Genomic DNA, 22,127 nt, shown 5'->3' with positions numbered 1-22,127 from the left:
ATCCCGGCGGCGCGAAGCGCCTGATGGGGTCGCATTCTAAAGACGCCAATACTTCAGAAAAATTCGTATTTCCAGTGTGTATACTTCGGTTTTTACGAATCGGGACCCGCGCGCGTGCTCAACTATCGCCAGCTCCACTACTTCTGGGCCGTGGCCAAGACCGGCAGCATCGCCCGCGCCAGCGAGCAGCTGAACCTGACACCACAGACCATCAGCGGGCAGATCAGCCTGTTCGAGCAGACCTACGGGCTGGAGCTGTTCCAGCGTGTCGGCCGGCAGCTGGAGCTGACCGAAACCGGCCGTCAGACACTGGTCTATGCCGAGCAGATGTTCCAGATCGGCGGCGAGCTGGAGGCCATGCTCAGGGCTGGCCCGCAGGAGCAGATCCTGTTTCGCGTGGGGGTGGCCGACGTGGTGCCGAAGTCGATCGTCTATCGCCTGCTGGCGCCGACCATGGAGCTGGACGAGGTGCTGCGCATCAATTGCCGCGAAGACAAGCTCGAACGGCTGCTGGCAGACCTGGCGATCCAGCGCCTGGACCTGGTGATTTCCGACAGCCCGATGCCCAGCCACCTGGACATCAAGGGCTACAGCCAAAAGCTCGGCGAATGCGGCCTGAGCTTCTTCGCCACCCCGGCCCTGGCCAGACAGCATGCCGGCCCCTTCCCCGCCTGCCTGCAGGATGCGCCGCTGCTGATTCCCGGCCCGGAAACCGTGGTGCGCAGCCGCCTGTTGCGCTGGCTGAGCGAGCTGCAGGTGCAGCCACGCATCGTTGGAGAGTTCGATGACAGTGCGTTGATGCAGGCGTTCGGCCAGTCAGGCAGCGGGATTTTAGTCGCGCCGAGCGTGATTGCCGAGGAAGTCTGCCGCCAGTATGGCGTCGAACTGATTGGCCAGACCGAAGCGGTGCATGAGTCGTTCTATGCCATTTCGGTGGAGCGCAAGGTCAAGCACCCGGGGATCGTGGCGATTACCGAGGGTGCGCGACGGGAGCTGTTCCACTGGTAGTGGCCGCCAGCAAAAGGGCCGGACCTGATTGTGCTAAAGTCGCGCCCTTTGAAAATTCCGAGACTCCGCTGCACATGACGCCTGTTTTCCGCCTCATAAACCGCACCAGCCTGGTGACCCAGATCATCATCGGCCTGGTTGCCGGCATCGCTCTGGCCCTGCTGGCACCTGCCATCGCCCGTGACCTGGGCTTCCTCGGCAAAGTGTTCGTCAGCGCCCTCAAGGCCGTCGCGCCGGTGCTGGTGTTCATTCTGGTCATGGCGTCGATCGCCAACCACCGTCACGGCCAGGAAACCCACATCCGCCCGATCCTCTGGCTGTACCTGCTGGGCACCTTCGCCGCCGCCGTGGTGGCCGTGGTCGCCAGCATGCTGTTCCCTTCGCAGCTGGCCCTGAGTACCAGCGAGGCGTCCCTGAGCGCGCCAGGCGGCATCGGTGAGGTGATGCAGAACCTGCTGCTGAGCGCGGTCGACAACCCGGTCAACGCCTTGCTCAACGCCAACTTCATCGGTGTGCTGACCTGGGCCATCGGCCTGGGCGTGGCCCTGCGCCACGCTGGCGATACCACCCGCACCGTGGTCGAGGACCTGTCCAATGGCGTGACCTTGATTGTGCGCGTGGTGATCCGTTTCGCCCCGCTGGGTATCTTCGGACTGGTCAGCTCGACCCTGGCCCAGTCTGGCCTCGGCGCCCTGCTCGGCTACCTGCACCTGCTGGGTGTGTTGATCGGCTGCATGCTGTTCGTGGCGCTGGTGATGAACCCGCTGATCGTGTTCTGGAAGATTCGCCGCAACCCTTACCCCCTGACCTTGCTGTGCCTGCGCGAGAGCGGTATTACCGCGTTCTTCACCCGCAGTTCGGCGGCCAACATTCCGGTCAACCTGGCGCTGTCGGAGCGCCTGGGGCTGCATGAGGACACGTATTCGGTGTCGATCCCGCTGGGGGCGACCATCAACATGGCCGGGGCGGCGATCACCATCACCGTGCTGACCCTGGCGGCGGTACATACCCTGGGGATTCCGGTCGACTTGCCGACAGCGGTGCTGCTGAGCCTAGTGGCGGCAATCTGCGCGTGCGGTGCCTCTGGGGTCGCGGGTGGTTCGCTACTGCTGATTCCGCTGGCGTGCAGCCTGTTCGGCATCCCCAGCGAGATTGCCATGCAGGTGGTGGCGGTGGGCTTCATCATTGGCGTGCTGCAGGATTCGGCGGAGACGGCGCTGAACTCTTCGACCGATGTGTTGTTTACCGCAGCGGCCTGCCGGGCCGAAGAACGGCGTAGCGTGTGAGATTGCCGGGGCCGCCTTGCGGCCCCAATTGCCTTACACCGCGGCATTACCTACGCTAGTGGCCTTTCCCCAGCAATGAGACAGGGCCATGTCAGAACACGAAACCGCAGGCGAAGGCCGCTTCAGCAGCATCGAGATCCGCATCCTCGGCGCGTTGATCGAGAAGCAGGCCACCAGCCCGGAAAGCTACCCGCTGACCCTCAACGCCCTGGTCCTGGCCTGTAACCAGAAGACCAGCCGGGAACCGGTCATGAACCTCACCCAGGGCCAGGTCGGCCAGGCCCTGCGCGCCCTCGAGGGCCAGGGCATGGCTCGCCTGCAGATGGGCAGCCGCGCCGACCGCTGGGAACAGCGGGTGGACAAGGCCCTGGAGCTGGTCCCGGCGCAGCTGGTGCTGATGGGCCTGATGTTCCTGCGGGGGCCACAGACCCTCAACGAGCTGCTGACCCGCAGCAACCGCCTGCACGACTTCGACGATACCGAGCAGATCCAGCACCAGCTGGAGCGCCTGATTTCGCGCGACCTGGCCCTGCACCTGCCACGCCAGGCCGGGCAGCGGGAAGACCGCTATACCCATGCCCTGGGTGACCCGGCGGAAATCGAAGCCATTCTGGCCGCGCGCCAGCAGGAAGGTGGCGTTCGCAGCAGTGGCGGCACTGTTTCGGAAGAGCGCTTTGAAGCCCTGGAAGCACGGATCGCGGCGCTGGAGGCACGCCTGGCCGAACTGGAAGGCTGAGCCGCCTACGGTTCAGGGTCGGGGAAGTTGCGACAGCTCTTGCGCTCGGCCAGCTCCCGGTCACTGGGGCGCTGGTCGACGAACACGGTACGGCCGTCTGCGTAGATCTCGAGGTAGCCCCAGTGCAGGTCCTGCTCTTTCTGCCCGGGCTTGGGCGGGACTAGCCACCAGGGTTCGCGGCTGATCAGGGTCATGGTTAAGTACCTGAGGGTGTCTGCGTTAAGCATAGACACCCTCAGTTTTTGCTTTGCCAGCGCCGGCCCTTTCGCGGCTGAAGCCGCTCCTACAGGTACAGCACAGGCCTCAAGGGCGGTGCTTTCCCTGTGGGAGCGGCTTTAGCCGCGAAGAGGCCGGTACGCGCTTACGCCGGAGCCGAGGTACGGATCAGGTGATCGAACGCCGCCAGCGAGGCCTTGGCGCCCTCACCCACCGCAATGACGATCTGCTTGTACGGCACGGTGGTCACGTCACCCGCGGCAAACACACCCGGCACACTGGTCTGGCCCTTGGCGTCGACGATGATCTCGCCACGCGGCGACAGCTCGACCGTGCCTTTGAGCCAATCGGTGTTCGGCAGCAGGCCGATCTGCACGAAGATGCCTTCCAGCGCCAGGTCATGCACCTCGTCGGTGCTGCGGTCCTTGTAACGCAAGCCCGTCACTTTCTCGCCATTGCCAACCACCTCGGTGGTCAGCGCGCTGGTGATCACCTTGACGTTCGGCAAGCTGTGCAGCTTGCGCTGCAACACTGCGTCGGCACGCAGCTGGCTATCGAACTCGATCAGCGTCACCTGGGCAACGATACCGGCCAGGTCGATGGCCGCTTCCACGCCGGAGTTGCCGCCGCCGATTACCGCCACGCGCTTGCCCTTGAACAGCGGGCCATCACAGTGTGGGCAGTAGGCCACGCCACGGGCGCGGTATTCCTGCTCGCCCGGCACGTTCATTTCGCGCCAGCGGGCGCCGGTGGCGAGGATCACCGTTTTGGCCTTCAGCGAGGCGCCACCCGCCAGACGCACTTCGTGCAGGCCGCCGTCGGTGGCCGGGATCAGCGCTTCACCGCGCTGCAGGTTCATGATGTCGACGTCGTACTGTTTGACGTGCTCTTCCAGCGCCGTGGCCAGCTTCGGACCTTCGGTCTCTTGCACCGAGATGAAGTTCTCGATGGCCAGGGTGTCGAGCACCTGGCCGCCGAAACGCTCGGCAGCGACACCGGTGCGAATGCCTTTGCGTGCGGCGTAGATGGCCGCTGCGGCGCCAGCAGGCCCACCGCCGACCACCAGCACGTCGAAGGCGTCCTTGGCGTTGATCTTCTCGGCCTGGCGGCTGCCTGCGTTGGTGTCGATCTTGCCGAGGATTTCTTCCAGGCCCATGCGGCCCTGGCCGAACACTTCGCCGTTCAGGTAGATGCTCGGCACCGCCATGATCTTGCGCGACTCGACTTCATCCTGGAACAGCGCACCGTCGATGGCCACGTGGCGCACATTGGGGTTGAGCACCGCCATCAGGTTCAGTGCCTGGACCACGTCCGGGCAGTTCTGGCACGACAACGAGAAGTAGGTTTCGAAGGTGAACTCGCCCTCCAGTGCCTGGATCTGCTCGATCACTTCGGCGCTGGCCTTGGACGGATGGCCGCCGACTTGCAGCAGCGCCAGCACCAGGGAGGTGAATTCGTGGCCCATGGGGATGCCGGCGAAGCGCAGGCTTATGTCGGCACCCGGGCGGTTCAGCGAGAACGAAGGGCGACGCGCATCGCTGCCGTCCGCGCTGAAGGTAATGAGGTTCGACAGGCCTGCGATTTCCGCCAGCAGGTCGTGCAATTCGCGGGACTTCGCGCCGTCGTCGAGGGAGGCAACGATCTCGATCGGCTGGGTGACCCGCTCCAGGTAGGTTTTCAGTTGCGATTTAAGCGTGGCGTCCAACATACGGGCGATTCCTTTTTCAAAACTCGGATACAAAAACGCCCAGGCGAGGTCGCCCGGGCGCTTTTACGGGGCGGTAGGTACTTCAGCTTTGGCGGCTGTCTACCGCCCGCGACATGCACATCGGCTTAGATCTTGCCGACCAGGTCCAGCGATGGCGCCAGGGTGGCTTCGCCTTCTTTCCACTTGGCCGGGCAGACTTCGCCTGGGTGAGCGGCAACGTACTGGGCAGCTTTGACTTTGCGCAGCAGCTCGGCTGCGTCGCGGCCAACGCCACCGTCGTTCAGTTCGACGATCTTGATCTGGCCTTCCGGATTGATCACGAAGGTACCGCGATCGGCCAGGCCGGCTTCTTCGATCAGCACGTCGAAGTTGCGCGAGATGACGTGGGTCGGGTCACCGATCAGCGGGTACTGGATCTTGCCGATGGTGTCCGAAGTGTCGTGCCAGGCTTTGTGGGTGAAGTGGGTGTCGGTCGACACGCCGTAGATTTCCACGCCCAGCTTCTGGAACTCGGCGTAGTTGTCGGCGAGGTCACCCAGCTCGGTCGGGCAGACGAAGGTGAAGTCGGCCGGGTAGAAGAACACGACGGACCACTTGCCTTTCAGGTCGGCTTCGCTGACCTGAACGAACTCGCCCTTGTGGTAGGCGGTGGCGTTGAACGGTTTGACCTGGCTGTTGATGATTGGCATGAGAGACGCTCCTTCATGGGGTTGGAATCAGTTGATGGAAAGAATCCTAACCGCTGGTCGCCATGAAGGCTCATTGGCAAAGCTCATGCTGCTGATTGGTTTTGGCTATAACCGTAGATAATTAATAGAAGGGAATGGGCTGAGCAAAGGATTGCGGAGTATTCAGGCCCCCATCGCCGGCTTGCCGGCGATGGGGGCTGTCGCATCAGCGCGTGACTGTGCGCATGGTGACGAACTCTTCGGCGGCAGTCGGGTGCACGCCGATGGTCTCGTCGAACTGCTGCTTGGTGGCACCGGCCTTGAGGGCGATACCCAAGCCCTGGATGATCTCGCCGGCATCCGGGCCGACCATGTGGCAGCCCAGCACCTTGTCGGTTTCGGCGTCCACCACCAGCTTCATCAGGGTCTTTTCCTGGATGTCGGTGAGGGTCAGCTTCATCGCGCGGAAGCGGCTCTCGAAGATCTGCACCTTGTGCCCGGCTTCCAGCGCTTGCTCCTCGGTAAGGCCGACGGTACCGATTGGCGGCTGGCTGAACACTGCGGTGGGGATGTTCTGGTAATCCACCGGGCGGTACTGCTCAGGCTTGAACAGGCGCCGTGCCACGGCCATGCCTTCGGCCAGCGCCACCGGGGTGAGCTGCACGCGACCGATCACGTCGCCAATGGCGAGGATCGACGGCGCGGTGGTCTGGTACTGATCGTCGACGCGGATGAAGCCGCGGGCGTCCAGCTCCACGCCAGTATTCTCCAGGCCCAGGTTGTCGAGCATCGGGCGGCGGCCAGTGGCGTAGAACACGCAATCGGCGAGCAGCTCGCGGCCGTCCTTGAGGGTGGCTTTCAGGCTGCCGTCGTCAAGCTTGTCGATGCGCTGGATGTCGGCGTTGAACTGCAGGTTCAGGCCGCGCTTTTCCAGCTCTTCCTTGAGGTGGGTACGCACCGAGCCGTCGAAGCCGCGCAGGAACAGGTCACCGCGATAGAGCAAGGTGGTGTCGGCGCCCAGGCCCTGGAAGATGCCGGCGAACTCGACGGCGATGTAACCACCGCCAACCACCAGCACGCGGCGCGGCAGGTCCTTGAGGTAGAACGCCTCGTTGGAGGTGATCGCCAGTTCCTTGCCGGGAATGTCCGGCACCTGTGGCCAGCCGCCGGTGGCGATCAGGATACGCTCGGTGCTGTAGCGCTGGCCGTCCACTTCCACTTCGTTGGCACCGGTGATGCGGGCATGGCCTTGCAGCAAGGTCACGCCGCTGTTCACCAGCAGGTTGCGATAAATATCGTTGAGGCGCTCGATCTCGCGGTTCTTGTTGGCAATCAGCGTGCCCCAGTCGAAGTGGCCCTCTTCCAGGGTCCAGCCGAAACCGGCGGCCTGTTCCAGCTCATCGGCGACGTGGGCGCCGTACACCAGCAGTTTCTTCGGTACGCAGCCGACGTTGACGCAGGTACCGCCCAGGTAGCGGCTCTCGGCCACTGTCACTTTTGCACCGAAGCCCGCAGCGAAGCGCGCCGCGCGCACACCGCCGGAACCGGCGCCAATCACGAACAGATCAAAATCGTAGGCCATGTAATCACTCTCCTAGGCAGGCGCCCAGCATACCGCCGTTGGCCGCCGCAAACAAAAAAGCCACCCCGAAGGGTGGCTCCTTGAACCCGCATTGGCGTATCAGTACGCCTTGCCGGCCTTGTAGAAGTTCTCGAAGCAGAAGTTGGTCGCCTCGATGTAGCCTTCGGCGCCACCGCAGTCGAAACGCTTGCCCTTGAACTTGTAGGCGATCACGTTGCCTTCGGCGGCCTGTTTCATCAGCGCGTCGGTGATCTGGATCTCGCCACCCTTGCCTGGCTCGGTCTGTTCGATTTTCTCGAAGATGTCCGGGGTCAGGATGTAGCGACCGATGATCGCCAGGTTGGACGGTGCGTCTTCCGGCTTCGGCTTCTCGACCATGGAGTCGACGCGGAAGATGCCGTCCTTGATTTCTTCACCGGCAATGACGCCGTACTTGTTGGTTTCCTGCGGGTCGACTTCCTGGATGGCGACGATCGAGCAGCGGTACTTCTTGTACAGCGCGACCATCTGTGCGAGCACGCCGTCACCTTCGAGGTTGACGCACAGGTCGTCCGCCAGTACCACGGCGAACGGTTCGTCACCAATCAGCGGGCGGCCGGTCAGGATGGCGTGGCCCAGGCCTTTCATTTCGGTCTGGCGGGTGTAGGAGAACGAGCACTCGTCGAGCAGGCGACGGATACCGACCAGGTATTTTTCCTTGTCGGTGCCCTTGATCTGGTTTTCCAGCTCGTAGCTGATGTCGAAGTGGTCTTCCAGAGCGCGCTTGCCGCGGCCGGTGACGATGGAAATCTCGTTCAGACCAGCATCCAATGCTTCTTCAACGCCATACTGGATCAGTGGCTTGTTGACCACCGGCAGCATTTCCTTGGGCATGGCTTTGGTAGCAGGCAGGAAGCGAGTGCCGTAGCCGGCTGCCGGGAACAAGCATTTCTTGATCATAAACATCCTTAAACATAGGCGAGGCCTGTGGAATTCGGCGCAGTCTAATCAGGCGGCATGAAGCTTACAATGCCCTGCCTGTGACGACCGCTGCCATCATAGAGACAACCTAGTGTAGATAGTTCCAAAAAGTTCGTGAAAATCCCGTCATCCGGCCCCTCCACAACAGCCGCGAAGAGGCCGGCGAAACGGGGTTTCAGCCACCGCTGCCCTGCCCGACCAGCACCCCGTCGACCTGCTGGCCGTACAGGTTGACGCCGTCGTTGGCATGGAACTTCAGGCGTGTCTTTTCGATGGAACCCTCCACCAGGCGCGGGTCCTGCGGGCGCTCGTGGCGGTTGACCCAGGCGGCCACGTCCCAGGCCTGCTGATCGCTCAGGCTGCCCAGTTTGCCCAGTGGCATGTTGTACTTGATGAACGATGCCGCGGTATTGATCCGGTGCATGCCAGCGCCCCAGTTGTAGGAATCCTTGCCCCAGAGGGGCGGCATCACGTATTCACCGGCCACCTTCTGCCCCTCGCCGTTGTCTGCGTGGCAGATGGCGCATTGTTCGCGGTAGACCTGCTGGCCACGCTTGAAGTCGTAGCCACCTGCTGGCTGCGGCACCTCGGGGTAACCGCGACCGGCGATTTCCACGCCGGTGGGCGCCTTGGTCGAAAGCCAGTATGCATACACGGCGAGCGCCGTCATCTGCGGGCTGTCGGCGGCCGGCGGCTGGCCGTTCATGCTGAACTGGAAGCAGCCCTGGATACGCTCGGCGAAGGTGTTCACCTTGTCGTTCTTCTTGCGGTAGGCCGGGTACATCGGATAAGCGCCCCAGAGCGGCGCGGAATGCGCCAGGCGGCCCTGGTCGAGGTGGCAATTGCTGCAGTTCATGCCGTTGCCGACCGCCTCGGGCATCAACCGCCGGGTATCGACAAACAGTGCGTGGCCCTCGCGGACCATCTTGCCGAAAGCGTTGTCCGGCAGCTCGCTTTCGGCGGGCGGTGCGAAGTGTGGCGCGGCCTGGGCACCGGGGACCTTCAGTTGCGACTGGTCTTCCATGGCGATGGGCGCCTGATTGGCAAAGGCAGTGCCCGTGGCCAGCAACAGTAACGTGGGCAACGAGGTTTTCATGGCTTGACCTCCGGGCTGGCGGGGTGGGCGAAGTACTCGGCAATCGCCTTCACTTCGGCGTCGGTCATGGCCTTGGCCACGCCTGCCATCAGCTGGTTGGGGTCATTGCTGCGGCTGCCGTCGCGCCAGCCGTTGAGCTGTGCCATCAGGTAGGCGGCGGGCTGCCCGGCCAGCGCCGGGAAGTGCTCGCCGACACCGCTGCCGCCCGGGCCATGGCACTGCACGCATCCGGGGATCTGCCGGCTCCAGTCGCCGTAGAGGGCCAGGCGTTCGGTGGGGGTGCTTGCGATCTGCTGGCGACGCAGGTCTGGGGCAGGATCACCCGGCAGACCGGCCAGGTAATGGCTGACGGCCTCGATCTCGTCCTCGCTCAGGGCTTTGGCCAGCGGTGCCATGACCGGCTGCTGGCGGATGCCACTGCGCCAGTCATGCAGTTGCTTGCTCAGGTAACCGGCCGGCAGGCCAGCCAGACGGGGGAACCCTGCGGCGGCAATACCCTTGCCGTCCGGGCCATGGCAGCCCAGGCAGGCCATGGCGGCGGGGTTGGCCCCGCCCTGGGTGAAGACTTTCTGGCCATCGGCGGCATGCGCCGCAGGCCAGGCCAGGATCAGCAGGCTGCCGATCACGACGCGACTCAACGGTGTCATCACGAATCTCCATCTCTTTTGTTATAAGCTTAGGCTTAAAAAACATAAGCAAATGGATACTAGCCCTGTCAGGGAATTCGCAACAACGCTCGAGTCGACCACCGGCTGGCAATGTGCCTTCTAAGCGCCTATCCGTTGAGCCAGATCAACTGCCGGAGATGCACTCGGTCGTTGCCTCGCGTACGTCACCCGGGCGCAGCGGGAAGTTGTTCAGCCGCTCATGCAGCTTGATGCTGCTGCCGCTGCCGCGCTTGTGGATATCGAGCAACGCTGCCGGCCCGGAACCTGCCGTGAGCTTTTGCGGCACAATCAGGCGCAAGCCGCCATCGCGCTGTTCTTCCACCAAGGGGTCACGGCTTTTGGCCAGGTGCGCCTTGACGCAATCGGCGTATTCACGCGGCGTCTTGCCAGACATGACATCCATGGTTTCATGGGATTGCTCAAGTTCCGAAACGCTGACACACCCACCCAGCGCCAGGAACAACGCCGCCACCATCCACTTCATTTCCCGCACCTCGACTGACAAGAGAGCGTAGGACAACAGCCAGGCGGATTTGCTCCCCGCTTTGGCCGTTTTATCTGCCACGTGCCATCAGGCGCGGCAGCGCAAGGCGACATCGTGGTATCGTTCGCCTTTGCAGAACCAATCCTTGCGGAGCACCCCATGAAATTCGTACACCAGCGCGAGCACCTCAACGAGGACGACATCGTCGTCATCGAGTGCTCCCAGCGCTGCAACATCCGCCTGATGAACGACGCCAACTTCCGCAGCTTCAAGAACGGCGGCCGGCACACCTACCACGGTGGCCACTTCGAGCGCTTCCCGGCCAGGATCACCGTGCCGAGCACCGGTTTCTGGAACATCACCATCGACACCGTGACCACCCGCCCGATCTCGGTAACGCGCAAACCGACCCTGACCCACAAGATCAAGATCATCCGCCGCTCGTCGTCGAAACTCGGATAAGGCCTACCATGACCCAGAACATCAAATACGTCATCAAGTACAAGCTCGACGGCCAGCGCCGCTGGGACTTCGCCGTGATGGCCGACGCCTCGCACGAACAGGCCATGGAAGCCCTGCGCAAGATCCACGGCGAAGAGGCCGAGAAGATCAGCGACATCCAGGTGAGCAAAGCACTGTAAGGCAACAGCGACAAGGAGAAACGCATGAGCAACTGGCCCGACCGTCGTATCCTCGATCTGCTGGGCATCGAGTTGCCCATTCTCCAGGCGCCGATGGCCGGCGCCAGCGGTTCGGCCATGGCCATTGCCGTGGCCAGGGCGGGTGGCCTGGGTGCCCTGCCCTGCGCCATGCTCACCGGCGACCAGGTGCGGGGCGAGATCGAAGCCTTCCGCACGGCCTGCCCTGGCCAGCCGCTGAACCTGAACTTCTTTTGCCATCAGCCGCCAGGGCCCGACCCCGAGCGCGATGCCCGCTGGAAGCAGGCACTGAAAGCCTACTACGCCGAAGTCGGTGCCGACTTCGATGCGCCCACGCCTGTGTCCAACCGCGCACCCTTCGATGAGCAGAGCTGCGTGCTGGTCGAGCAGCTGCGCCCAGAGGTGGTGAGTTTCCACTTCGGCTTGCCGCAAGCTGCACTGCTGCAGCGGGTCAAGGCCACCGGAGCCAAGGTGTTGTCCAGTGCCACCACGGTGGAAGAAGCGCTGTGGCTCGAAGCCAATGGCTGCGACGTTATCATCGCCATGGGCTATGAAGCCGGCGGCCATCGCGGCATGTTCCTCAGCGACGACATCACCAGCCAGATCGGCACCTTCGCCCTGGTGCCGCAGATTGCCGATGCCGTGCGCCTGCCGGTGATCGCCGCTGGCGGCATCGGCGACCACCGTGGCCTGGTGGCGGCCCTGGCCCTGGGTGCCAGTGCGGTGCAGATCGGCACGGCCTACCTGTTCTGCCCGGAGGCCAAGGTCTCCCCTGCCCACCGTCGCGCACTGGACACCGCACCGGCCAGCGACACCGCGTTGACCAACCTGTTCACAGGGCGCCCGGCGCGCGGCATCAACAACCGCATCATGCGCGAACTGGGGCCGATGAGCGAACTGGCCCCGCGTTTCCCGTTGGCCGGCGGGGCACTGATGCCACTTCGAGCAATTACCGATGCGCAGGGCAACAGCGATTTCAGCAACCTGTGGTCGGGGCAGGCGCTGCGCCTGGGCCGGCATATGCCGGCTGAGCAACTGACCCGGGACATTGCTGACAAGGCCTTGGCGCGGGTTGCTCGATAAGGCCAGCACTGCCAACACATGACTCCCCGGCTGCAACCATTCTCTCAGCCCCTTCCCGACAAATGGCCTATCGCTATATAGTCAGCACCATAACGATAACCACCTCAAGGAGCTGTCTTCATGCGTATCCGCCTGTCCCACTTGGCCACCACTGCCCTGGCCAGCCTGGTCTCCCTCAACAGCGCCTGGGCTGACGAGGTGCAGGTTGCGGTCGCCGCGAACTTCACCGCGCCAATCCAGGCCATCGCCAAGGACTTCGAGAAGGACACCGGCCACAAGCTGGTCGCTGCCTACGGCGCCACCGGGCAGTTCTACGCGCAGATCAAGAACGGCGCGCCGTTCGAAGTGTTCCTCGCCGCCGACGACAGCACCCCGGCCAAGCTCGAACAGGAAAAAGACATCGTCCCGGGCTCGCGCTTCACCTACGCCATCGGCACCCTGGCCCTGTGGTCGGCCAAGCCTGGCTATGTCGACGCCAAGGGTGAAGTGCTGAAAAAGAACGAGTACCAACACCTGTCCATCGCCAACCCGAAAACCGCACCTTACGGCTTGGCCGCCACCCAGGTACTGGACAAGCTGAAGCTGACCGAAGCCACCAAGGGCAAGATCGTCGAAGGCCAGAACATCACCCAGGCCTTCCAGTTCGTGTCCACCGGCAACGCCGAACTGGGCTTCGTCGCCCTGTCGCAGATCTACAAGGACGGCAAGGTCGAAAGCGGCTCGGCCTGGATCGTTCCGTCGAGCATGCACGAGCCGATCCGCCAGGACGCGGTGATCCTCGACAAAGGCAAGGACAACCCGGCTGCCAAGGCCCTGGTCGATTACCTGAAAGGCCCGAAAGCCGCTGCGGTGATCAAGTCCTACGGTTATGAAATCTGATGCCACTGGACGCCAGTGACTTCGGCGCGGTCTGGCTGACCATCAAACTGGCCAGCCTGACCACGCTGATCCTGCTGATCATCGGCACGCCCATCGCCTGGTGGCTGGCGCGCACGCGCTCGTGGCTGCGCGGGCCGGTGGGCGCGGTGGTGGCGTTGCCACTGGTGCTGCCGCCGACAGTGATTGGCTTCTACCTGCTGATCGCCCTCGGTCCGCACGGCTGGCTCGGCCAGGCTACCCAGGCACTGGGCCTGGGCACCGTGGTGTTCAGCTTCACAGGCCTGGTGATCGGCTCGACGGTGTACTCCATGCCCTTCGTGGTGCAGCCGCTGCAGAACGCCTTCGGCGCCATCGGCCAGCGCCCGCTGGAAGTGGCCGCGACCCTGCGCGCCAGCCCCTGGGACACGTTCGTCCATGTGGTGCTGCCGCTGGCTCGCCCCGGCTTCGTCACCGCCAGCATCCTCGGCTTTGCCCATACCGTGGGCGAGTTCGGTGTGGTGCTGATGATCGGTGGCAACATCCCGGACAAGACCCGCGTGGTCTCCGTGCAGATCTTCGACCACGTCGAGGGCATGGCCTATTCGCAAGCACATTGGCTGGCCGGTGCCATGCTGGTGTTCTCGTTCCTGGTGCTGCTCCTGCTGTACGCCGGACGCCGCGGCAAGACTGGCTGGAGCTGAAATGAGCGGATCAATTGTGGCGCGCCTGAAGCTGGCGCGCGACGACTTCACCCTGGACGTCGACCTGAACCTGCCGGGCCGCGGCATCAGCGCGCTGTTTGGCCATTCCGGTTCAGGCAAGACCTCGTGCCTGCGCTGCCTGGCCGGGCTGGAGCGGGCAGCAAGCGCCTATATAGAGGTCAACGGCGAGGCCTGGGAGGACAGCGCCCGCGGTCACTTCCTGGCACCGCACCTGCGCCCGGTGGGCTACGTGTTCCAGGAGGCCAGCCTGTTCCCGCACCTGTCGGTGCGCGGCAACCTGGAGTTCGGCTGGCGGCGCATCGCCCAGGCCGAGCGCAAGGTCAGCCTCGACCAGGCCTGCCAACTGCTGGGCATCGGCCACCTGCTCGAACGCAAGCCGGCCACCTTGTCGGGCGGCGAGGCCCAACGGGTCGGCATTGCCCGGGCGCTGCTCAGCAGCCCGCGCCTGCTGTTGATGGACGAGCCGCTGGCCGCACTCGACGGGCCACGCAAGCGCGAGATCCTGCCGTACCTCGAACGCCTGCACGACGAACTGGACATCCCCCTGGTATACGTCAGCCATGCCCAGGACGAAGTGGCACGGCTAGCCGACCACCTGGTGCTGCTGGAGCAAGGCCGGGCCATGGCCAGCGGGCCGATTGGCGAGACCCTGGCCCGCCTCGACCTGTCGCTGGCCCAGGGCGAGGACGCCGGGGTGGTCTTCGAGGGCATGGTCGTCGGCCACGACCCGCACTACGACCTGCTCGACCTGCGCCTGCCCGGCAGTGACGCGCCGTTGCTGCGCATCGCCCACCCGGCGCACAGCATGGGCAGTACCTTGCGGGTCAAGGTCCAGGCGCGGGATGTGAGCCTGGCATTGCGCGCCGACTGTACCTCGAGCATCCTCAACCGCCTGCCGGTGCGGGTGCGCGAAGCGCGCCCGGCGGACAACCCGGCGCATGTGCTGGTGAGCCTGGATGCCGGCGGCAACGCCTTGCTGGCGCGCATTACCCGGTTCTCGGCGGACCAGCTCGGCCTGCACCCGGGCCAGGCGCTGTTCGCCCAGATCAAGTCGGTGGCACTACTGGGCTGAGCATCATCGCAGTGGCCGTTGTCCATTGATCAGTGACCTGATCGAGGCCTGACGCCGATGCTCGACTGCCCTCTGCCACCCAGCCTGCATTATGTCGACGACAGCCAGCCGGGGCTGACCCGGCGCCGCTGGCGCGACCGTTTCATCTACCTCGATGGCCAGGGGCAGCGCATCCGCGACAAGGAAACCCTGACGCGCATCGCCGCGCTGGTCATCCCGCCGGCCTACACCGATGTATGGATCTGCAGCGACCCGCAGGGCCACCTGCAAGCCACCGGCCGCGATGCCCGGGGCCGCAAGCAGTACCGCTACCACGCCCAGTGGCGCGAACTGCGCGACCAGCACAAGTACGGGCGCATGCTGGCCTTTGCCCAGGCCCTGCCCAAGCTTCGGGCACAACTGGAAGCGCACCTGGCCCGCCCGGGCCTGGACCGGGAAAAGGTCATGGCGCTGGTGGTGAGCCTGCTCGACCACACGCTGATCCGCATCGGCAATCAGCGCTACCTGCGCGACAACCGGTCCTATGGACTGACCACCCTGCGCAATCGCCACGTCGAAGTGAAAGGCAGCACCGTGCGCTTCCAGTTCCGCGGCAAGCGCGGCGTCGAGCACAACGTCACGCTCCGTGACCGGCGCCTGGCCAACCTGCTCAAGCGCTGCATGGAATTGCCCGGGCAGGCGCTGTTCCAGTATCTGGACGAAGACGGCCAGCGGCACAGCGTCGGCTCCAGCGAGGTCAACCAGTTCCTGCAGCAACTGACTGGCGCCGATTTCACCGCCAAGGACTACCGCACCTGGGCCGGCAGCAGCCTGGCCCTCAGCCTGCTCAGGCCCCTGCCCTGGGAGCCGGAAAGCGAGGCCAAGCGCCAGGTCGCGACCATCGTCAAGCAGGTCGCCTCTCGCCTGGGCAACACCCCGGCAGTGTGCAGGCGCTGCTATATCCACCCGGCCGTGCTCGAACATTACGCCCTGGGGCGCCTGGCCGACCTGCCTGGGCGCCGCGTACGCAAGGGGCTGGATGCCGAAGAAGTGGCCTTGCTGCTGTTCCTTAAGGCCCTGGAAACAACAGACGATGATTGAGCCGCACTATTCAACCTATCATGCAGAGAAATTTCCCATTAAGGCCGAAGCCCCCTATTCTTGCCACCGAGCACCTTCGCCGACACGCTTAGCAGCATTTACCTCGGCACCTGCAACTAAAGACACGCAACAGAATTTGTCTTTTGGGGAATTACTATCCGCCGAAAGCGTCTTTAATGAGAAGGAAGAGGGACAAGCTCCCACCGTTGCAGCCCAATGGCCCGACGGATTTCGACATCACCAAGGAGAACTACATGCTGATACTCACCCGTAAGGTTGGCGAAAGTATCGTCATCAACGATGACATCAAAGTCACCATTCTGGGCGTAAAAGGGATGCAGGTGAGGATTGGCATCGATGCACCAAAGGATGTCCAGGTGCACCGTGAAGAGATCTTCAAGCGCATCCAGGCTGGCAACCCGGCTCCGGAAAAGCACGACGACCAACACTGACCCGAGCCTCGCTTCAAGCCGCACGGACGCGCTTGATCGAATGGCCGGCGCAAGCCGCAACCTGAACCTCAGGTGCCGAGCAGCTCGCGCACCTTGGCGATCATTCTGTCCATGTCGAAGGGCTTGTCGAAGACCGCAGCGAACAGCTCCGGGCGCCCTTGGCTGGCCTGTGCGCCGCTCATGAGGATCACCGGCAGGTCAGGCAGCTCCAGTTCGTCGCGAATTGCCCGCACCAGTTCCTCACCATTGAGCACCGGCATCATGTAGTCGGTAATCACCAGCTCCACGCGCTTTTCCCTCAGTGCTTCGAGCGCCTTGCGACCGTTGCTCGCCTTTTCCACCAGAAAGCCTTCGTCCTCCAGGGCAAAGCCGAGGATATCGGCGATCAGGTATTCGTCATCGACGATCAGGATGGTGTTCATCGGCAGGCCCCGTCAGCCACCCCCTTGCGGTACCGGAGTACCCGACAGTACGCCGCAGGCGCCCTCGAACGCCTTACGCAGACTGATACCCTGCGGCCCGATGTGCAGTTCGTGCAGCGCGGGGTCGTGATGGCTGTCGCGCACCTTCAGGATCGACAGCATGCGCCGCAGCTGAGAATCCAGCTCGACGAAGCGCATCAGCATGAGGTTGTCGACGATGCTCGACAGGTCAGGCGCCGGGGCCGTGATTTCCGAACCGAAAATATCACGCATCTCCCAGGTGAGCATGACGCTGACATCCCGCGCCCGCAGCTCGCCGGCCAGGGCACGGAAGAAGGCATTGAGCCGCGCCGGGTCGGTCGCCAGGCGGCTGAACGCGCCCAGGCTGTCGATCAGCACGCGCTTGCTGCCCTGCTGCTCGACCTGTTCGAGCAGGCGCGCGCCCACCTGGTCAAGCAGGCCTTCGGTGGTCGGTTGCCAGCATAGCTGCAAGGCACCTGCGCGCTCCTGCGCAGCGAAGTCGTAACCCAGCGATGCCGCCTTCAACCGCAACCTCGCGGGTGTTTCGTAGAAGCCAAAATGCAAGGCCGGCTGCTCGGCGCTGGCAGCCGCCAGAAACGCCAGGCCCAGGGAGGTCTTGCCGATCCCCGAGGGCCCCATCAGCAGGCTGACCGAGCCCAGTGTCAGGCCCCCGCCCAGCATTTCATCCAATGCCTCGACACCCGTGGAAACCCGGCTCAAGGAGGCACTGCCAAGCTGGCTGGGGTGGCTGTAAAGCGACTCCAGGCGCGGATATACGTGCATCCCCGCCTCATCGATCAGGCACTCGTGGCGCCCGGACAACGCCCCGCTGCCCCGCGTCTTGCGCAACTGCACATGGCGTACCGCGCGGCTCCCGACCAGTTGCTCGCCCAGCTCGATCACACCATCGACCATGGTGTGCTCCGGGCTGTTGTCATCCAGGCGGGCGCTGGTCAGCAGCAGCACGGTACAACCCGCGAACGCCGCATGACCTTGCAATTCCGAGACGAACTTCTTGGTATCCAGCGCCGTTTCCGCACGCACCCGGGCATTGAGCACGCCATCGACGATCAGCAGGCTCGCCTGCTGCTTGCCGATTTCCTGGCGCAGCAGTTTGACCACCGCATCCAGCCCTTCCTGTTCAAGGGTATCGAAGGCACTGACGAACTGGATCTGGTCACCGACCATGCCTGGATCGAAGAACGCCAGGGTCGCCAGGTACTGGAACAAGCGCTCATGGGACTCGCTGAGCAAGGTTGCCACCAGCACCTTGCCCCCATCACGCACATGGCCGCAGGCCAACTGGTTGGCCAGGATGGTCTTGCCCGCGCCGGGCGGCCCCTGAACGATATAGGAAGCGCCCGCGACCAGGCCGCCCTTGAGCAGCGCATCGAGCCCTTCGATCCCCGTGACCAGCCGTTTGAGTGCCTGCACCATGGTGGCTACCTGTCGTCTTGTGCCCTCGCATCGGGCTGATAGGCCGGCAGATACAGGCGCATGCACGTGCCCTTGCCGGGCGTGCTTTCGACGGTGATGGCGCCATTGCTCTGCTTGGCAAAGCCGTAGACCTGGCTGAGGCCAAGGCCGGTACCCTTGCCGAAAGGCTTGGTAGTGAAGAACGGCTCGAAGATGCGCGGCAGCACCAGCGGGTCGATACCGTCGCCGCTGTCATTCACTTCGAAGCATACGAATGTGCCGCGCAGCCCCTCGACGTCGCCTGCCATATCGACCGTGAGCACCGCCAGGCCGATCGTGCCCCGCTCACCGATCGCATCGCGTGCATTGAACAGCAGGTTGAGCAGCACCATCTGCAGCTGCCCGGTATCCACCTCGATCAGCGGCAGATCGGGCTGCAGGTACGCCTGCAACACGATTTCACGCGGCAGCGCATGCTCCAGCAGGCCACGTGTGGACTCCAGCAACCTGGCCGGGGCAATCAGCGAGACATCGAGCTGCCGGTGACGGGCGAAGCTGAGCAGTTGCTGGGTCAGCTCGGTGCCGCGCTGCCCGGCATCGAGGATGTGCTCGAGCATGCGCTGCACCCGCAGCGGGTCCTGGCTGGCCTGCGCCAGGCGCGCCGAATTGATGATGATGGTCAGCAGATTGTTGAAGTCGTGCGCGAGGCCGCCGGTGAGCTGGCCCAGCGCTTCGAGCTTCTGTGCCTGGAACAGCTGGGCACGCACGGCGTCGAGCTGCAGCGCCGATTCACGCCGGTCGGTGATATCACGGGTGACCTTGGCCAGGCCGACGATCTGCCCCTGTTCGTCGCGGATCACATCGAGCGCGGCCAGGGCCCAGAACTGCGTGCCGTCCTTGCGTACGCGCCAGCCTTCGTCCTGCGCCACCCCCTGCTCCAAGGCCTGCTTGAGCAGGCGCTCCGGTCGCCCTTCGGCGCAATCCTGAGGGGTGAAGAACAGCGAGAAATGCCGCCCTATGACTTCTTCGGCGCGGTAGCCCTTGATACGTTGGGCACCAGCGTTCCAGGACACCACATGGCCGGCGGGGTCGAGCATGTAGATGGCGTAGTCCACCACCGATTGCACCAGCTGCTCATAGCGGCTGGCGGGCATGACCGGGTGATCGATACAGTCAGCTGAAACCATGCGAACTCCACAGGCACAGCAGGAGGGACCTGATTAGCTTAGCCAAGCATGCCCTTCTGCAACAGCGTGCACTGCAACAGATGATCAACGCTCGGGTTCGACCATGACCGGGCTGATTCGCCGCGGCATCGCCACTTTCAGCAGCCACAGGCCCACCAGCACTATCAGACCGCCACCTGCCAGCGCCATCAAGCGTTGCGGTTGCGGGTGTCCGGCATCGAAACCGAGCATCAGCAGGTAGGCACCGAGGCTGATCAGGCTGAGGTACAGAAAAGCGCCCATCAGCAACACCTGCGCGAACAGCAGGCGCCAGAACAACCGAGGGCGAACAGTGCGCCCGGGAAGAGCCGACGGAGTGGCCTGGAACATGGCATCAAACTCATTGGATCCAATGAAGTGAGCAACAGTGGCCTAATGACAGCAAGGTGTCAATTGCCCATTCGATTGACGCCTTCATTCCTTTGATCATAGGTGCTGCGATTGACTCAACTATAACAATGGGTTATAAAGCGCACTTGATTGTCAGGCCCTTCTGCCTAGAAGCGCGCCGGTCGATACGACCCTTTCAAGCGTGCGAGTGTGGTGGAATTGGTATACACAGCAGACTTAAAATCTGTCGGCGTGAGCCTTGCGGGTTCGAGTCCCGCCACTCGCACCAAACTCCTTTGAAAAGGCGCCCTTGCGGCGCCTTTTTGCTGCCCGCAGCAATCCCCCGCGCAACTGCTAGAGTGGAGCTTGTCTCCATCCACCGGTATGCCGCCATGCGCTACTCCCTGTTCGATGGTCAACGCGACATCATCCTCCTGATTGCCCGCGTGCTGCTCATGATCCTCTTCGTGCTTTCCGGCTGGGCCAAACTGACTGGCTTCGAAGGCACGGTCGGCTACATGACCTCACTGGGCGCCCCCGCCCCGATGCTGGCGGCAGCGGTTGCGGTGATCATGGAGTTCATTGTCGGCATCCTGCTGATCCTGGGCTTCTATACCCGCCCGCTGGCCTTCCTGTTTGCCCTGTTCGTGCTGGGGACCGGACTGCTTGGCCATCCGTTCTGGAACATGGTCGACCCTGAGCGCGCCGCCAACATGACCCAGTTCCTGAAAAACCTCAGTATCTGCGGCGGCCTGCTGTTGCTGGCGGTCAGTGGCCCTGGGCGCTTTTCGGTCGACGGGCGCTGATTCAGTCGTCCAGGTCGTCGTGCCAGGCTGGGTGATCGCGCTCTTCGTCATCGAGGTCATCCAGCAGCTCTTCGTCCTCCTCGACTTCGTCCTCGGCGCCCTGGGCATCCGCTTCAGGGTCAAAGTCTTCATAGAGGAATTCGTGATCGAGCAGGTGAACGTGCTCGGGTTCGTGCAGGTCGTCTTCGTCGCGCATGGTGGCTCCTGGAAATCTGGCAGGCCTGTATAGGCGCATCGTTGGCCGTGGTCAATGGATGGCGGTTAACGCTGACTTAACCAGCGTCCCTCAGGCTGCAGTCTCTCCCTTCAGAACGTTCGTTGCCCGCCTTCATGGCGGGCTTTTTTTCGCTCATGAAGGGTCTCGACACGCTGTCAACGTGAACTTCACGAGTTCATGACAAGCACTTTGGCACTCTGACCCTGCTCCGTACGTTCTTTAGGACCCGCCACTTTGGCGGGTTTTTCTTTTTCCGGCTTTGGAAATGTGCTCGGAAGGTTGTCGCATCCTTTGCCTGAGCGCACGCAGGCGAGCCCCTCATCGCCAGACAAACCTGAGCAAAGCCCGGCCCTGAACCGGGCTTTTCTTTGGCTGTCACCCACAGACCTGAGCCACTTTCTTACCTGTCATCACACTTTACGTAATTGCAGGGGTTGAAAAAAGATGACCCGGCGATACTGTATATACATACAGTTTCTCGTACTCCAAATCATCCGCCTGCGCATTCACGAGTGCCCAGCCGGATGCGGAGGAACGCATCACGGTTGGAAGGCAATCGTGCCAGGCCAATGATTTTATCGTCAGGAGTATTTATGACCGTAAACATCAGCAATCTAACGATCGCTACCCCGGTGGCAGTCTCTTCAACGAACCCTGTCGCGCTTGAACTCAATGGCGCCGAAGCCATCGCTGAGTTCCCTAGCGTGGTGAAAGTGCTCAGCGACGGCTCGGTTCAGTTCACGGCACCGACCAAAGGGGCATCGAGCAAGAGCACCCACAGAACCCGTTGCGAGTGGTCGGAAACACAGAGCTGGGCGCTGAGCAGCGCCCCGGACCACTGGAATCGCCAGACAATGACCCTGACCAAGGTCAACTCGGCGCAGAAGGTCGTGGTCAGCCAGATGCACGTCAGGGGGGACGACAGCCCGCCCGTGAAGGTGTTCTGGAACAAGGGCAACATCACCCTGGGTTTCCGGGCGTCCTACAACCAGACCACCCCGGTGAACAGCACCCTGCTGCAGGGCGTGCCGCTCGGCACGAAATTCGACGTGATCATTCACGCCACCTCCGCAGGTGTGGTCAAGGTGACCGCCAGGTGCAACGGCGTCTCCAGGACATCGAGTGAACTGCAGCTGGATGACAGCTGGGACACTCGCCTGTTCGAGTTCCATGGCGGGATCTACAACCAGGTCGACTACACCGATACCACACCGGCTGAAGATGGTTCGGTGTGCATCATCAGCGCGCTTTCGCTCAGCCATGGCTGAATGCCGGGCAAAATGAAAAACCCCGCAGATTTTCATCTGCGGGGTTTTTCGAATGGTGGAGGCCGAGGTCGGAATCGAACCGG

Annotated in this window: 26 protein-coding genes and 1 tRNA gene; 14 read left to right on the top strand and 13 right to left on the bottom strand. The window is 63.2% G+C overall.

The window, feature by feature from the left end:
• Positions 1-114: 114 nt before the first annotated feature.
• From nhaR to ACIPZ8_RS22180, 3 genes are all read left to right on the top strand, one after another.
• Positions 115-1,008 carry a transcriptional activator NhaR gene (nhaR, locus tag ACIPZ8_RS22190; RefSeq protein ID WP_400727556.1) on the top strand — a complete coding sequence of 298 codons (894 nt, stop codon included), beginning with the start codon at positions 115-117 and terminating at the stop codon, positions 1,006-1,008.
• Between the two features lie 74 nt (positions 1,009-1,082).
• Positions 1,083-2,294, top strand: coding sequence for a serine/threonine transporter SstT (gene sstT / locus ACIPZ8_RS22185; protein ID WP_400727553.1), 1,212 nt, complete (start codon positions 1,083-1,085; stop codon positions 2,292-2,294).
• 88 nt (positions 2,295-2,382) lie between these two features.
• Complete coding sequence (locus ACIPZ8_RS22180; RefSeq protein ID WP_400727550.1) at positions 2,383-3,030, top strand: YceH family protein; 648 nt, start codon at positions 2,383-2,385, stop codon at positions 3,028-3,030.
• A 5-nt stretch (positions 3,031-3,035) separates the two neighbouring features.
• Here ACIPZ8_RS22180 and ACIPZ8_RS22175 read toward each other — a convergent pair whose 3' ends face one another.
• From ACIPZ8_RS22175 to ACIPZ8_RS22140, 8 genes are all read right to left on the bottom strand, one after another.
• Positions 3,036-3,224: a hypothetical protein gene (locus ACIPZ8_RS22175; protein WP_041166543.1), complete on the bottom strand. Its 189-nt coding sequence runs from the start codon at positions 3,222-3,224 to the stop codon at positions 3,036-3,038.
• Positions 3,225-3,391: 167 nt separating this feature from the next.
• Positions 3,392-4,954 carry an alkyl hydroperoxide reductase subunit F gene (gene ahpF, locus ACIPZ8_RS22170; protein ID WP_400727548.1) on the bottom strand — a complete coding sequence of 521 codons (1,563 nt, stop codon included), beginning with the start codon at positions 4,952-4,954 and terminating at the stop codon, positions 3,392-3,394.
• Positions 4,955-5,079: 125 nt separating this feature from the next.
• Positions 5,080-5,643, bottom strand: coding sequence for an alkyl hydroperoxide reductase subunit C (ahpC, locus tag ACIPZ8_RS22165; RefSeq protein ID WP_004375926.1), 564 nt, complete (start codon positions 5,641-5,643; stop codon positions 5,080-5,082).
• Positions 5,644-5,848: 205 nt separating this feature from the next.
• Positions 5,849-7,204, bottom strand: coding sequence for a glutathione-disulfide reductase (gene gorA / locus ACIPZ8_RS22160; RefSeq protein ID WP_400727545.1), 1,356 nt, complete (start codon positions 7,202-7,204; stop codon positions 5,849-5,851).
• A 99-nt stretch (positions 7,205-7,303) separates the two neighbouring features.
• Complete coding sequence (galU, locus tag ACIPZ8_RS22155; RefSeq protein WP_012273146.1) at positions 7,304-8,143, bottom strand: UTP--glucose-1-phosphate uridylyltransferase GalU; 840 nt, start codon at positions 8,141-8,143, stop codon at positions 7,304-7,306.
• Positions 8,144-8,339: 196 nt separating this feature from the next.
• Positions 8,340-9,260 (bottom strand): c-type cytochrome, encoded by a 921-nt coding sequence (locus ACIPZ8_RS22150; RefSeq protein WP_400727542.1) that lies wholly within the window; start codon positions 9,258-9,260, stop codon positions 8,340-8,342.
• A complete protein-coding gene (locus tag ACIPZ8_RS22145; RefSeq protein ID WP_400727539.1) occupies positions 9,257-9,907 on the bottom strand; it encodes a c-type cytochrome in 651 nt (216 codons plus the stop codon). Before ACIPZ8_RS22145 ends, ACIPZ8_RS22150 begins: the two co-directional genes overlap by 4 nt.
• A gap of 145 nt (positions 9,908-10,052) precedes the next feature.
• On the bottom strand, positions 10,053-10,412 hold the full coding sequence (locus tag ACIPZ8_RS22140; protein WP_400727536.1) for a hypothetical protein: 360 nt from the start codon (positions 10,410-10,412) through the stop codon (positions 10,053-10,055).
• Positions 10,413-10,571: 159 nt separating this feature from the next.
• On the opposite strand from ACIPZ8_RS22140, the gene ACIPZ8_RS22135 reads away from it, so the two are divergent.
• The 8 genes from ACIPZ8_RS22135 to csrA all read left to right on the top strand — a co-directional run bounded on the left by ACIPZ8_RS22135 (position 10,572) and on the right by csrA (position 16,338).
• Entirely contained in the window at positions 10,572-10,874 is a 303-nt protein-coding gene (locus tag ACIPZ8_RS22135) for a DUF1883 domain-containing protein (protein ID WP_167065070.1), read from the top strand.
• A gap of 8 nt (positions 10,875-10,882) precedes the next feature.
• Entirely contained in the window at positions 10,883-11,053 is a 171-nt protein-coding gene (locus ACIPZ8_RS22130; protein WP_400727533.1) for a hypothetical protein, read from the top strand.
• A 24-nt stretch (positions 11,054-11,077) separates the two neighbouring features.
• The gene (locus tag ACIPZ8_RS22125) at positions 11,078-12,154 is read left to right on the top strand and encodes an NAD(P)H-dependent flavin oxidoreductase (RefSeq protein ID WP_400727530.1); all 1,077 of its coding nucleotides are present in this window, start codon (positions 11,078-11,080) and stop codon (positions 12,152-12,154) included.
• 120 nt (positions 12,155-12,274) lie between these two features.
• Positions 12,275-13,033, top strand: a complete 759-nt coding sequence (gene modA, locus ACIPZ8_RS22120) for a molybdate ABC transporter substrate-binding protein (RefSeq protein ID WP_400727527.1) — start codon at positions 12,275-12,277, stop codon at positions 13,031-13,033.
• Positions 13,033-13,713, top strand: coding sequence for a molybdate ABC transporter permease subunit (gene modB / locus ACIPZ8_RS22115; RefSeq protein WP_400727524.1), 681 nt, complete (start codon positions 13,033-13,035; stop codon positions 13,711-13,713). The genes modA and modB overlap by 1 nt, the downstream gene beginning before the upstream one ends.
• 1 nt (position 13,714) lies before the next feature.
• Positions 13,715-14,806: a molybdenum ABC transporter ATP-binding protein gene (gene modC, locus ACIPZ8_RS22110; protein WP_400727521.1), complete on the top strand. Its 1,092-nt coding sequence runs from the start codon at positions 13,715-13,717 to the stop codon at positions 14,804-14,806.
• Positions 14,807-14,863: 57 nt separating this feature from the next.
• Positions 14,864-15,886, top strand: coding sequence for a DNA topoisomerase IB (locus ACIPZ8_RS22105; RefSeq protein WP_400727519.1), 1,023 nt, complete (start codon positions 14,864-14,866; stop codon positions 15,884-15,886).
• Positions 15,887-16,140: 254 nt separating this feature from the next.
• Positions 16,141-16,338 (top strand): carbon storage regulator CsrA, encoded by a 198-nt coding sequence (gene csrA, locus ACIPZ8_RS22100; RefSeq protein ID WP_008089330.1) that lies wholly within the window; start codon positions 16,141-16,143, stop codon positions 16,336-16,338.
• 68 nt (positions 16,339-16,406) lie between these two features.
• Here csrA and ACIPZ8_RS22095 read toward each other — a convergent pair whose 3' ends face one another.
• The 4 genes from ACIPZ8_RS22095 to ACIPZ8_RS22080 all read right to left on the bottom strand — a co-directional run bounded on the left by ACIPZ8_RS22095 (position 16,407) and on the right by ACIPZ8_RS22080 (position 19,753).
• Entirely contained in the window at positions 16,407-16,760 is a 354-nt protein-coding gene (locus ACIPZ8_RS22095) for a response regulator (protein WP_085676104.1), read from the bottom strand.
• A 12-nt stretch (positions 16,761-16,772) separates the two neighbouring features.
• The gene (locus ACIPZ8_RS22090) at positions 16,773-18,218 is read right to left on the bottom strand and encodes an ATPase domain-containing protein (protein WP_400727518.1); all 1,446 of its coding nucleotides are present in this window, start codon (positions 18,216-18,218) and stop codon (positions 16,773-16,775) included.
• A 5-nt stretch (positions 18,219-18,223) separates the two neighbouring features.
• A complete protein-coding gene (locus ACIPZ8_RS22085; protein ID WP_400727515.1) occupies positions 18,224-19,384 on the bottom strand; it encodes a nitrogen regulation protein NR(II) in 1,161 nt (386 codons plus the stop codon).
• Between the two features lie 84 nt (positions 19,385-19,468).
• On the bottom strand, positions 19,469-19,753 hold the full coding sequence (locus ACIPZ8_RS22080; protein WP_400727513.1) for a hypothetical protein: 285 nt from the start codon (positions 19,751-19,753) through the stop codon (positions 19,469-19,471).
• Between the two features lie 204 nt (positions 19,754-19,957).
• Between ACIPZ8_RS22080 and ACIPZ8_RS22075 the strand changes: the two genes are divergently transcribed.
• Both ACIPZ8_RS22075 and ACIPZ8_RS22070 read left to right on the top strand, forming a co-directional pair.
• Positions 19,958-20,042, top strand: a tRNA-Leu gene (locus ACIPZ8_RS22075).
• A 103-nt stretch (positions 20,043-20,145) separates the two neighbouring features.
• Positions 20,146-20,559 (top strand): DoxX family protein, encoded by a 414-nt coding sequence (locus ACIPZ8_RS22070; RefSeq protein ID WP_400727510.1) that lies wholly within the window; start codon positions 20,146-20,148, stop codon positions 20,557-20,559.
• A 1-nt stretch (position 20,560) separates the two neighbouring features.
• On the opposite strand, the gene ACIPZ8_RS22065 is transcribed toward ACIPZ8_RS22070, so the two are convergent.
• Positions 20,561-20,755 carry a hypothetical protein gene (locus ACIPZ8_RS22065; RefSeq protein ID WP_400727508.1) on the bottom strand — a complete coding sequence of 65 codons (195 nt, stop codon included), beginning with the start codon at positions 20,753-20,755 and terminating at the stop codon, positions 20,561-20,563.
• A 614-nt stretch (positions 20,756-21,369) separates the two neighbouring features.
• Here ACIPZ8_RS22065 and ACIPZ8_RS22060 point away from each other — a divergent pair.
• On the top strand, positions 21,370-22,044 hold the full coding sequence (locus ACIPZ8_RS22060) for a polysaccharide lyase family 7 protein (protein ID WP_400727506.1): 675 nt from the start codon (positions 21,370-21,372) through the stop codon (positions 22,042-22,044).
• The last annotated feature ends 83 nt before the right edge of the window (positions 22,045-22,127 follow it).

The sequence above is a fragment of the Pseudomonas sp. NPDC089422 genome, from assembly GCF_044749405.1.
In the GTDB taxonomy this organism is placed as follows: Bacteria; Pseudomonadota; Gammaproteobacteria; order Pseudomonadales; family Pseudomonadaceae; genus Aquipseudomonas.
Note: the sequence above shows the minus strand (reverse complement) of the source record. Positions and strands in the feature narration are given on the sequence as shown.

Bases quoted from the DNA above. Each gene is read 5' to 3' on its own strand.
- sstT (WP_400727553.1), top strand. From the start codon at position 1,083: ATGACGCCTGTTTTCCGCCTCATAAACCGCACCAGCCTGGTGACCCAG.
- ACIPZ8_RS22180 (WP_400727550.1), top strand. From the start codon at position 2,383: ATGTCAGAACACGAAACCGCAGGCGAAGGCCGCTTCAGCAGCATCGAG.
- ACIPZ8_RS22175 (WP_041166543.1), bottom strand. From the start codon at position 3,224: ATGACCCTGATCAGCCGCGAACCCTGGTGGCTAGTCCCGCCCAAGCCC.
- ahpF (WP_400727548.1), bottom strand. From the start codon at position 4,954: ATGTTGGACGCCACGCTTAAATCGCAACTGAAAACCTACCTGGAGCGG.
- ahpC (WP_004375926.1), bottom strand. From the start codon at position 5,643: ATGCCAATCATCAACAGCCAGGTCAAACCGTTCAACGCCACCGCCTAC.
- gorA (WP_400727545.1), bottom strand. From the start codon at position 7,204: ATGGCCTACGATTTTGATCTGTTCGTGATTGGCGCCGGTTCCGGCGGT.
- galU (WP_012273146.1), bottom strand. From the start codon at position 8,143: ATGATCAAGAAATGCTTGTTCCCGGCAGCCGGCTACGGCACTCGCTTC.
- ACIPZ8_RS22150 (WP_400727542.1), bottom strand. From the start codon at position 9,260: ATGAAAACCTCGTTGCCCACGTTACTGTTGCTGGCCACGGGCACTGCC.
- ACIPZ8_RS22145 (WP_400727539.1), bottom strand. From the start codon at position 9,907: ATGACACCGTTGAGTCGCGTCGTGATCGGCAGCCTGCTGATCCTGGCC.
- ACIPZ8_RS22140 (WP_400727536.1), bottom strand. From the start codon at position 10,412: ATGAAGTGGATGGTGGCGGCGTTGTTCCTGGCGCTGGGTGGGTGTGTC.
- ACIPZ8_RS22135 (WP_167065070.1), top strand. From the start codon at position 10,572: ATGAAATTCGTACACCAGCGCGAGCACCTCAACGAGGACGACATCGTC.
- ACIPZ8_RS22130 (WP_400727533.1), top strand. From the start codon at position 10,883: ATGACCCAGAACATCAAATACGTCATCAAGTACAAGCTCGACGGCCAG.
- ACIPZ8_RS22125 (WP_400727530.1), top strand. From the start codon at position 11,078: ATGAGCAACTGGCCCGACCGTCGTATCCTCGATCTGCTGGGCATCGAG.
- modA (WP_400727527.1), top strand. From the start codon at position 12,275: ATGCGTATCCGCCTGTCCCACTTGGCCACCACTGCCCTGGCCAGCCTG.
- modB (WP_400727524.1), top strand. From the start codon at position 13,033: ATGCCACTGGACGCCAGTGACTTCGGCGCGGTCTGGCTGACCATCAAA.
- modC (WP_400727521.1), top strand. From the start codon at position 13,715: ATGAGCGGATCAATTGTGGCGCGCCTGAAGCTGGCGCGCGACGACTTC.
- ACIPZ8_RS22105 (WP_400727519.1), top strand. From the start codon at position 14,864: ATGCTCGACTGCCCTCTGCCACCCAGCCTGCATTATGTCGACGACAGC.
- csrA (WP_008089330.1), top strand. From the start codon at position 16,141: ATGCTGATACTCACCCGTAAGGTTGGCGAAAGTATCGTCATCAACGAT.
- ACIPZ8_RS22095 (WP_085676104.1), bottom strand. From the start codon at position 16,760: ATGAACACCATCCTGATCGTCGATGACGAATACCTGATCGCCGATATC.
- ACIPZ8_RS22090 (WP_400727518.1), bottom strand. From the start codon at position 18,218: ATGGTGCAGGCACTCAAACGGCTGGTCACGGGGATCGAAGGGCTCGAT.
- ACIPZ8_RS22085 (WP_400727515.1), bottom strand. From the start codon at position 19,384: ATGGTTTCAGCTGACTGTATCGATCACCCGGTCATGCCCGCCAGCCGC.
- ACIPZ8_RS22080 (WP_400727513.1), bottom strand. From the start codon at position 19,753: ATGTTCCAGGCCACTCCGTCGGCTCTTCCCGGGCGCACTGTTCGCCCT.
- ACIPZ8_RS22070 (WP_400727510.1), top strand. From the start codon at position 20,146: ATGCGCTACTCCCTGTTCGATGGTCAACGCGACATCATCCTCCTGATT.
- ACIPZ8_RS22065 (WP_400727508.1), bottom strand. From the start codon at position 20,755: ATGCGCGACGAAGACGACCTGCACGAACCCGAGCACGTTCACCTGCTC.
- ACIPZ8_RS22060 (WP_400727506.1), top strand. From the start codon at position 21,370: ATGACCGTAAACATCAGCAATCTAACGATCGCTACCCCGGTGGCAGTC.